Source organism: Actinosynnema sp. NPDC059335 (assembly GCF_042752395.1).
Classification (GTDB): domain Bacteria; phylum Actinomycetota; class Actinomycetes; order Mycobacteriales; family Pseudonocardiaceae; genus Actinosynnema.
The window spans coordinates 1-1,235 of sequence record NZ_JBHYXZ010000329.1 but is presented as its reverse complement, the minus strand read 5'-3'; the positions used below and the strand labels follow the sequence as shown (position 1 = coordinate 1,235).

General features: G+C 71.8%; 1 protein-coding gene. It reads left to right on the top strand.

The window, feature by feature from the left end; translation table 11 throughout:
• Positions 1–238: 238 nt before the first annotated feature.
• Positions 239–1,138, top strand: a complete 900-nt coding sequence (locus ACFXGA_RS40215) for a bile acid:sodium symporter family protein (RefSeq protein ID WP_378098491.1) — start codon at positions 239–241, stop codon at positions 1,136–1,138.
• Positions 1,139–1,235: the final 97 nt, after the last annotated feature.

The following is a 1,235-nucleotide window of genomic DNA, read 5'->3' as shown; positions in this document are numbered from 1 at the left end:
GGCGGGAGGCCGCGCTGCGCCCCCCCCCCCCCCTGCGGCCGCCAACCCACGGCACCTACGCGACCGCGCCGCGCCCCCCCCCCGCCGGGCGGCCCCCGCGCGTGGACGTACCCGGCATTCGGGTCGACCCGCCCCCGGACACCCTGAACGGACGTGAACGGCAACGGCGGAGAAGTAGCGGGCCGCGCGCCGGTGTGAGACTCCCTGTACCTCGCAGCCGAGCGGAAGGCAGGGCGGCATGAGCAACTCCACGGTTCTCCTCCTGTTCCCGATCACCGTGGCCGTCATCATGCTCGGGCTCGGCCTCACGCTGACCCTGGAGGACTTCCGCCGCGTGGTGAGGTACCCGCGCGCGATGGTGGTCTGCCTGGTCGGCCAGATGCTGGTGCTGCCGGCGATCTGCCTGGGCCTGGTGGTCGCGTTCGACCTGCGGCCGGAGTTGGCGATCGGCATGATGCTGCTGGCCGCGTCCCCCGGCGGCAGCACGGCGAGCCTCTACAGCCACCTGTTCAAGGGCGACGTGGCGTTGAACATCTCGCTGACCGCGGTCAACTCGGTGCTGGCCATGTTCACCCTGCCGCTGATCGTGAACCTGTCGGTGGCGGGCTTCCTCGGCGCGGACAGCTCGATCGGCCTGCAGTTCGACAAGGTCGTCCAGGTCTTCTCCATCGTGCTGATCCCGATCGCCGTGGGCATGGCGTTGCGGGCGAGGTTCACCTCGTTCGCCGTCCGCATGGAGCGCCCGGTGAAGGTCCTGTCGGTGATCGTGCTGGTCATGATGATCGCCAGCGTGCTCAGCGGCCTGGGGGAGGAGGTCTTCCGGATCCTGGGGGACATCATCGCCGTGGTCGTGCTGTTCAACCTGTTCGGCATGGCGGTCGGCTACTTCGGCCCGCGCCTGTTCCGGGTCGGCCGGCGCGAGTCGATCGCGTCGGCGTTCGAGATCGGCCTGCACAACGCGCCGCTGTCGATCGCCATCGCGATGAGCCCGACCCTGCTCGACAGCACCGAGATGGCGATGCCCTCGGTGACCTACGGCTTCGTCATGTTCTTCACCGCCCTGGTGTTCGGCTTCGCCGTGGCCCGTCGCGCGCGGGCGTCGGCGGCGGACCCGGCGGTGACGACCACCCGGCCGTGACGGGCCGCGGGGGCCCCCCCCCGGCGCCCACCGGGCAGGGTGGGACCCCCGGCAGGGCCGGGGGGTCCCCCCGCAGCCCCCAACCCCCCCCGCACCC

Excerpts from the sequence above, each read along its gene's own strand:
- ACFXGA_RS40215 (WP_378098491.1), top strand. The coding sequence starts at position 239 with ATGAGCAACTCCACGGTTCTCCTCCTGTTCCCGATCACCGTGGCCGTC.